Origin of the sequence: Nocardioides jejuensis (assembly GCF_004337475.1) — a bacterium.
Taxonomy (GTDB): Bacteria; Actinomycetota; Actinomycetes; order Propionibacteriales; family Nocardioidaceae; genus Nocardioides; species Nocardioides jejuensis.
In genome coordinates this window covers 1-7,378 of sequence record NZ_SJZJ01000043.1, presented here as the reverse complement: position 1 = coordinate 7,378, position 7,378 = coordinate 1, and the positions used below count along the sequence as shown (strand labels likewise).

Annotated in this window: 6 protein-coding genes; 4 read left to right on the top strand and 2 right to left on the bottom strand. The window is 71.4% G+C overall.

The genetic code is table 11. The features are described from left to right. Nucleotides 1-43: 43 nt before the first annotated feature. Entirely contained in the window at nucleotides 44-643 is a 600-nt protein-coding gene (locus EPD65_RS15925; RefSeq protein ID WP_207891580.1) for a Maf family protein, read from the top strand. A gap of 3 nt (nucleotides 644-646) precedes the next feature. Here the strand turns inward: EPD65_RS15925 and EPD65_RS15920 are convergent, their stop codons facing one another. Beyond that, a complete protein-coding gene (locus tag EPD65_RS15920) occupies nucleotides 647-2,326 on the bottom strand; it encodes a hypothetical protein (protein ID WP_131585916.1) in 1,680 nt (559 codons plus the stop codon). Then, nucleotides 2,319-2,816 (bottom strand): RNA polymerase sigma factor, encoded by a 498-nt coding sequence (locus EPD65_RS15915; RefSeq protein ID WP_131585913.1) that lies wholly within the window; start codon nucleotides 2,814-2,816, stop codon nucleotides 2,319-2,321. The genes EPD65_RS15920 and EPD65_RS15915 overlap by 8 nt, the downstream gene beginning before the upstream one ends. Nucleotides 2,817-2,964: 148 nt before the next feature. On the opposite strand from EPD65_RS15915, the gene EPD65_RS15910 reads away from it, so the two are divergent. The 3 genes from EPD65_RS15910 to EPD65_RS15900 all read left to right on the top strand — a co-directional run bounded on the left by EPD65_RS15910 (nucleotide 2,965) and on the right by EPD65_RS15900 (nucleotide 7,330). Then, nucleotides 2,965-3,849, top strand: a complete 885-nt coding sequence (locus EPD65_RS15910; RefSeq protein WP_131585910.1) for an ABC transporter ATP-binding protein — start codon at nucleotides 2,965-2,967, stop codon at nucleotides 3,847-3,849. Then, nucleotides 3,846-5,426 carry an ABC transporter permease gene (locus EPD65_RS15905; RefSeq protein WP_131585908.1) on the top strand — a complete coding sequence of 527 codons (1,581 nt, stop codon included), beginning with the start codon at nucleotides 3,846-3,848 and terminating at the stop codon, nucleotides 5,424-5,426. Before EPD65_RS15910 ends, EPD65_RS15905 begins: the two co-directional genes overlap by 4 nt. 116 nt (nucleotides 5,427-5,542) lie before the next feature. After that, entirely contained in the window at nucleotides 5,543-7,330 is a 1,788-nt protein-coding gene (locus EPD65_RS15900; protein ID WP_131585905.1) for an acetyl/propionyl/methylcrotonyl-CoA carboxylase subunit alpha, read from the top strand. Nucleotides 7,331-7,378 lie beyond the last annotated feature (48 nt).

Here is a 7,378-nt window from a genome sequence, read left to right as displayed (position 1 = left end):
TAGGTAGGGCTCAGGCGGACGACCTGCTGGATAGGGTCTGCGCGTGACGTTCGTCCTCGCCTCCCAGTCCCCCGCCCGCCTCGCCACGCTCCGCAAGGCCGGGCTCGACCCGCAGGTGATCGTCAGCGGCGTTGACGAGGACCAGCTGGCCGGGCTGGCGCCGACCGAGCTGGCGCTGCGCCTCGCCGAGCTGAAGTGCGCGGCCGTCGTCGAGCGCGAGGACCTGCCGGCCGATGCCGTCGTCCTCGGCTGCGACTCGGTCCTGGAGCTCGACGGCGAGGCACTCGGCAAGCCGGGCACGCCGGAGGAGGCGATCCGTCGGTGGCAGGCGATGCGCGGCCGCTCCGGCGTACTCGTCACGGGGCACGCGCTGCACGACACGGCCACGGGCCGCACGGTGTCGTCGACCGCGGCGACCACCGTCCACTTCGCCGACGTCAGCGACGCCGAGATCGCGGCATACGTCGCGACGGGCGAGCCGCTGCACGTCGCCGGTGCGTTCACCGTCGACGGGCTCGGTGGTGCGTTCGTGACCGGCATCGAGGGTTGCCACCACAACGTCGTCGGCGTCTCCCTGCCGTTGGTCCGCACGCAGCTGGCTGAGCTCGGCCGCTCGTGGACCGACTTCTGGGCCCGGGGCTGACGCTCATCGCGCCGGCATCGCCCGCCACGTCCGGCCGCCGTCCGTGGAGGAGTACGCCGCCTGGTCGTCGCCAGCCGGTGCCCCTGCGACGAGCGTGACCGACTCACCGTCCACGAGGACGTCGAGCAGGTCGACGGGTGTCCGCGGGTCGTCGTACGGCGCACCGCTCCGCACCCGCCGCAGCGTGGTCCAGTCGTCCCCATCGCTCGCGTAGAGCCCCGGCGGTGTGCCCGTGCCCGCCCCGTTGCTGTCACTCCACGCTTCGACCGACGAGAGCAGCGTGCCGTCTGCGAGGACGACCTGTGGACCGACGTAGGCCCTCGGGTCGCTGCCCATCGGCGTGCGGTGGAACGTGCCGTCCTCGGCCAGCTCCTGGAGTGCGTCGAACGGAAAGAGCGTTGCCCCGTCACCACCCTCGACCAGCAGGGCGGGACCGCCGTCGGCGCGGCGGACGACTCCGTACAGTGCCTCGGGCAGCTCGCCCAGCGGCTGCCAGGTCCCCCCGCTGTCGGAGGACAGGTAGGCGGTCACGCCGTCGGCATACGACAGGCCGAGGAGCGGCTGGTTGTAGTCGCGGCTGCCCGGTGTCGGGTCGAGCCGGACCACCTGCGAGAGGCGGTCAGCTCCCTCCGGAGCGCGTACCGGGTACGCCGTCGCCGCCGACATGTCGAGGACCATCCACGCGCCGTCCCCCGCCATGAACACCGGGCCCGGGCTCTCGGGCAGGCCGCTGCCACGCTGGACCTCCTGCAGTGTTCCGTCGGTGTCCAGGATCCAGCCGAGGCCAGCCGTCCCCTGGAGGTGGAAGCGCCCGCCGTCGGCGACGACCACAGGCGCGCTCGCGAAGGCGCGGCTCACCTCGTGCCGTGTCCGGAAACCGTCGTCGGTGACGGCGACCCGGAAGCGGCAAGCGCTGCCGCCCTCGCACCGGCGCCACACCGACGCGGCAATCGCCGGGTCGGTCTGCGAGTGGACCAGCGCCGAGAGTCGTGCGTCAGCGGTGGCGGCCGGCGACGTCGGGGCGTCCGCGGTGACCGTGAGACCGCCCGCGACCGCCACGTCCGCCAGGTCGCCGAACTCGCTGCCGAGGAGGCCGTCGACCGTGAAGGTGATCGACGGCCGCGGGCCGCAGGATGCCGCAAGGACCTTCAGGGTGCCGCTGCTTCCCTCAGCCGCGCTCGAGAGCTCGTTGCCGTCGCGGACATCCCCCACGAAGAGGTACGCCGGCTCGGTCGTCGGCAGGCTGAGGGTGAGCCCGTCGCGTGCATCCGCGATGGGCACCTCCATGCGGAGGTTCCACGCGACGTCGTCACTGGCCGGGCGCTCACCGACACGACCCGAGACCCGGATCACCTCCGTGGATGGTTCCGCCTCCGGGCCGCCGTTGCTGGCATCGCTCCGGACGCAGGCGACGCTCACCCTCCCGGAGCGGAAGGTGGTGCCGTCATCGCGCGTGAAGACCAGGCCGGAGAGCTCGTGGGGTGCGGGCGTGGGCGCAGGCTCGGGAGCGCGGCCGAGGGCCAGAACGGTGAGCGTCGTGCCTGCCACCGCTCCCGCGAGGCCCACGCCCGCAACGGTGCGCCGCAATCGCCGGCGCCGCGCACCCCGCGCGACAAGCGCGTCGAAGTCAGGCAGCCGAGCCGCGCGACCGGCAGCCCGGGCGATCTCGTCGGGCTCAGGCATGAGGTTCCTCCTCCACGAACTCGAGGCCGGACAGCCGGTCGGCCAGGGCGCGGCGTCCCCTGCTGATCCGCGCCTTGACGGTCCCGATCGGGCTTCCGGTCGCCGCAGCCACCTCGTGCAACGGAAGGTCGGCGAAGTAGTGGAGCGCGATCGCTTCGCGCTGGGCAACGGGAAGCTCGCGGAGGGCCACGACGAGTGCCATCCGGTCCTCGCCCAGGTCGGGGTGCCGATCACCGGCCGGCGGGTGGAGACGGAGCAGGCGCTCGCCCACCATGCGTCGACGGAACCGGGTCCTCGCGATGTTGACCGCGACCGTGCGCAGCCACGCCTCCGGGTTGTCCGCAGTCTCGAACGCGTGCCGCTTGTCCGCCGCCCGGACGAATGCCTCGGCCACGACGTCCTCCGCTTCAGCGAGGTCGCCGCAGACTCCGTACAGCTGGCCGACAAGGCGCCGGTACGACGTGTCGAAGACATCGCGCAACACGTCCATCGGTCCCCCTCTCGGTCACAGCGTGGGCCACGGTGTGTGAGGACGACTACTGACGCGCCCGAAAGGTTGCATCGGATCCCGGCATGGGCCTGCGGGCACCCGACGAAAGTCCCTGCTCCAGGCACCGGGAACACGGCACAGTGGAGGCATGACGAACGCGATCGAGATCGCCGGCCTGGTCAAGACCTTCGGGTCAATCCGCGCACTCGACGAACTGGACTTGACGGTTCGCACCGGCGAAGTCCACGGCTTCCTCGGACCCAACGGGTCCGGCAAGTCGACCACCATCCGGGTCCTCCTCGGCCTGCTCCGCTCGAACGCCGGCAGCGTGACGCTCCTCGGCGGCGACCCGTGGCGTGACGCGACCGCGCTTCATCGGCGCCTGGCCTACGTCCCGGGCGACGTGAACCTCTGGCCCCAGCTCACCGGTGGCGAGGTCATCGACCTGCTCGGCCGGCTGCGGGGCGGTGTCGACCCGGGGCGGCGCGACAAGCTCATCCAGAAGTTCGAGCTCGACCCGACCAAGCGGTCACGGGCCTACTCCAAGGGAAACCGCCAGAAGGTCGCCCTCGTCGCCGCCCTGGCGAGCGACGCCGAGCTGCTCATCCTCGATGAACCCACCAGCGGCCTGGACCCCTTGATGGAGGAACTCTTCCGCGAGTGCGTCCAGGAGGAGCGCAGCCGTGGCCGCACCGTCCTGCTCAGCAGCCACATCCTGAGCGAGGTCGAGGCACTCTGCGACCGGGTCAGCATCATCCGCAACGGCCGGACCGTGGAGACCGGCAGCCTCACGGACCTGCGCCACCTGACGGAGACGTCCGTGGACGCCACCCTGACCGGACCAGTCCCGGACCTTGCGGGGCTCGACCTGCGCGACCTCGATATCGAGGGAGGCCGCGTGCGCTGCCTCGTGCCGACTCCTGCCCTCGGTGACCTGCTCGCCCGGCTCGGGGCAGCAGGCATCTCCTCCCTGGTCAGCCAGCCGCCCACCCTCGAACAGCTCTTCCTCCGCCACTACGGAGACCAGGCATGAACGGCTGGACCCTCCTGCTGCGCATGGCGCTGCGGCGGGACCGGCTCCTCATCCCGTCCTGGGTCGCCGTGTTCGTCGTCGTCTCCTTCGGCAGTGCAGCCGCCACGGAGAGCCTGTACGGCGACCCCGTCTCCCTCGCGGCGGCGGGCCATGCGGTCAACGCGACCCCGGCACTCGTCGCCCTGTATGGCCCGATCTACGACGTCACCGCGCTCGGCGCGATCGGGATGATGAAGATGAACGCGATGGGCGCGGCGCTCGTCGGGCTGCTCGGGCTGCTCCTCGTGATCCGCCACACCCGGGCCGACGAGGAAGTCGGCCGAACCGAGCTCGCAGCGTCCGGAGCGGTCGGGCGTCACGCCGCCCTCGCCGCCGCCCTCGGCACGGCCGCGCTCACCGTCGTCGCGGTTGGCGGCCTGAGCGCCGGTGCCCTCGCAGCCGCAGGGCTTCCGCTGGGCGGGTCGCTCACCCTCGGCGCCGCCTGGGCGGTGTGCGGGCTCGTCTTCACTGCCGTCGGAGGAGTGGCGGCCCAGCTCGCCACCTCAGCTCGCGCCAGCCGCGGGATCGCGGTGGCGGCCCTCCTCGCGGCGTACGTCCTGCGGGCGGTGGGTGACACCAGCGGACCGGCCTGGCTCACGTGGGCCTCGCCGGTGGGTTGGTCGCAGCAGATGCGCGCCTACGCCGGGGACCGGTGGTGGCCGGCGGCCTTCGCGTTGCTCGCGGCGGTGGCGGTCGCGGCTGCCGCGGTGCTGGTGGAGCAACGGCGTGACCTCGGTGCGGGGGTGCTCGCCGACCGGGCCGGACCCGCACACGGCGGCCCCACCGGACCGCTTTCGCTCGCATGGCGTCTGCACCGCCTGGCACTGGCGGGCTGGGCATCCGGATTCGCACTGCTCGGTTTCCTCCTCGGCTCGATCGCCTCGAGCGTGCCGCAGTTCCTCGAAGGCGCTCCCGCCGCTGCGGAGATGATCCGCGCCTTGGGCGGCACGGACCGGCTGATCGACGCCTTCCTCGCCACTGAGCTCGACTTCACGGCTCTGGTCGCCGCTGCCTTCGCGGTCAGCCTGATCGTGAGGCTGGCTGGGGAGGAGGCGCATGGCCGCGCCGAGGAGGTGCTGGCCACGCCCACGGGACGCATCCGCTGGGCGCTCGCACACCTCGCCGTCGCGCTCCTCGGCTCCGCCGTTCTCATCGTGCTGCTCGGCACCGCCGCCGGGCTGGCCCGCGCCCTGGACACCGGTGAGGTCAGCCAGCTTCTCTCCGTGGCGGGCGCATCACTGGTGCGGATCCCCGCAGCCTGGACGATGGCCGCCGTCGCTCTCCTGCTGTACGCCGCGTCGTCGCGCGCAGCCGTGTATGCGTGGGCTGCACTGGTCGGCGTGGTGGTGCTGGGCGAGTTCGGCCCCCTGATGCGCCTGCCGGACTGGATGCAGCAGCTTTCGCCGTACCGGCACATCCCGGCACTGCCGGGAGCCGACCTGGAGGTCACGCCGTTGGTCGTGCTGCTGGCCGTCACGGCCGCCCTCGTCGCAGCGTCGGCCGTGCTCTACCGCCGCCGGGACATCGTCACGGGCTGAGCGTCCGGGCGCTCCCGCGCACGGCGTGGCGGTCCACACATCGATGTACGGCGCGCGGGAACCGGATGTACCCCTAGACTCGCTCGTCGAGCCCGACATCGATACAGGAGTGTGCCGTGCCCGAGATCAAGCCCCTGCAGAAGGTCCTCATCGCCAACCGTGGTGAGATCGCCGTCCGCGTCATCCGCGCCTGCAAGGACGCCGGTATCGGCTCCGTTGCTGTGTACGCCGAGCCTGACCGCGACGCGCTGTTCGTCCGCCTCGCTGATGAGGCCTACAGCCTCAACGGCTCGACGCCGGCCGACTCGTACCTGGTGATCGAGAAGATCATCAACATCGCCAAGGAGTCGGGCGCCGACTCGGTGCACCCCGGCTACGGCTTCCTCGCCGAGAACGCCAACTTCGCGCAGGCCGTCCTCGACGCCGGCCTGATCTGGATCGGCCCGTCCCCGGAGGCGATCGACGGCCTGGGCGACAAGGCCAAGGCCAAGCAGATCGCCCTCGCCGCTGGTGCGCCGCTCGCCCCGGGTCTCAAGGACGCGGTCGAGAACGCCGACCAGATCGTCGAGTTCGCCAAGGAGCACGGCCTCCCGGTCGCCATCAAGGCGGTCTTCGGTGGTGGCGGTCGCGGCCTCAAGGTCGCCCGCACGCTCGAGGAGATCCCGGAGCTGTTCGAGTCCGCGACCCGTGAGGCGATCTCCGCGTTCGGTCGTGGCGAGTGCCTGGTGGAGAAGTTCCTCGACAAGCCGCGTCACGTCGAGACCCAGTGCCTCGCTGACCAGTACGGCAACGTCGTGGTCGTCTCGACCCGCGACTGCTCGCTGCAGCGTCGCCACCAGAAGCTGGTCGAGGAGGCGCCCGCGCCGTTCCTCACCGACGAGCAGAACGCCCGCCTCTACGAGTCGTCCAAGGCGATCCTGCGCGAGGCCAAGTACGTCGGCGCCGGCACGTGCGAGTTCCTGGTCGCCAACGACGGCACGATCTCCTTCCTCGAGGTCAACACCCGCCTCCAGGTCGAGCACTGTGTCTCCGAGGAGGTCACCGGCATCGACCTGGTCCGCGAGATGTTCCGCATCGCCGCGGGCGAGGAGCTTGGCTACGACGACCCGGAGGTCCGTGGCCACTCGATCGAGTTCCGCATCAACGCCGAGGATGGCGGCAACAACTTCATGCCGGCCCCCGGCACGCTGACCAAGTGGAACATCCCCGGTGGTCCCGGCGTCCGCGTCGACGGTGGCTACGAGAACGGCGAGACCATCCCGGGCTCGTTCGACTCGCTGGTCGCGAAGCTGATCGTCACCGGTCGTGACCGCACCCAGGCGATCGAGCGGTCGCGTCGTGCGATCGCCGAGTTCGAGGTCGACGGCATGCCGACCGCGCTCACCTTCGACGAGGTCATCGTCAACGACCCCGCCTGGGTTGGCGCGTCCAACCCGACCGGCGAGGGTTCGTTCGACGTCTACACGACGTGGATCGAGACCGACTTCAACAACACGATCGAGCCCTACAAGGGCGAGGCGGGCGAGGCCGAGGAGGCCGGCGAGCGTCAGAAGGTCGTCGTCGAGGTCGGTGGCAAGCGCCTCGAGGTCGTCATCCCGGCCGGTCTCGGTGGCCTGTCCGCCGGTGGCGGTGCCGCCGCGGCGAAGAAGCCGAAGACCGCCCGCAAGAAGGCCGGCGCCAACATCTCCGGTGACGCCGTCGCCTCCCCGATGCAGGGCACCATCGTCAAGATCGCTGTCGAGGAGGGCCAGGAGGTCGCCGAGGGCGACGTCATCGTGGTCATCGAGGCGATGAAGATGGAGCAGCCGCTCAAGGCCCACAAGGCCGGTGTCGTCACCGGTCTGGCCGCCGAGGTCGGCGCGACCGTCCCGCAGGGCGAGGTCATCTGCGAGCTCAAGGACTGACCTCCTCCCCCAGCAGTACGCCGAAGGGCGCCCACCGTTTCGCGGTGG

Excerpts from the sequence above, each read along its gene's own strand:
- EPD65_RS15920 (WP_131585916.1), bottom strand. The coding sequence starts at position 2,326 with ATGCCTGAGCCCGACGAGATCGCCCGGGCTGCCGGTCGCGCGGCTCGG.
- EPD65_RS15915 (WP_131585913.1), bottom strand. The coding sequence starts at position 2,816 with ATGGACGTGTTGCGCGATGTCTTCGACACGTCGTACCGGCGCCTTGTC.
- EPD65_RS15910 (WP_131585910.1), top strand. The coding sequence starts at position 2,965 with ATGACGAACGCGATCGAGATCGCCGGCCTGGTCAAGACCTTCGGGTCA.
- EPD65_RS15905 (WP_131585908.1), top strand. The coding sequence starts at position 3,846 with ATGAACGGCTGGACCCTCCTGCTGCGCATGGCGCTGCGGCGGGACCGG.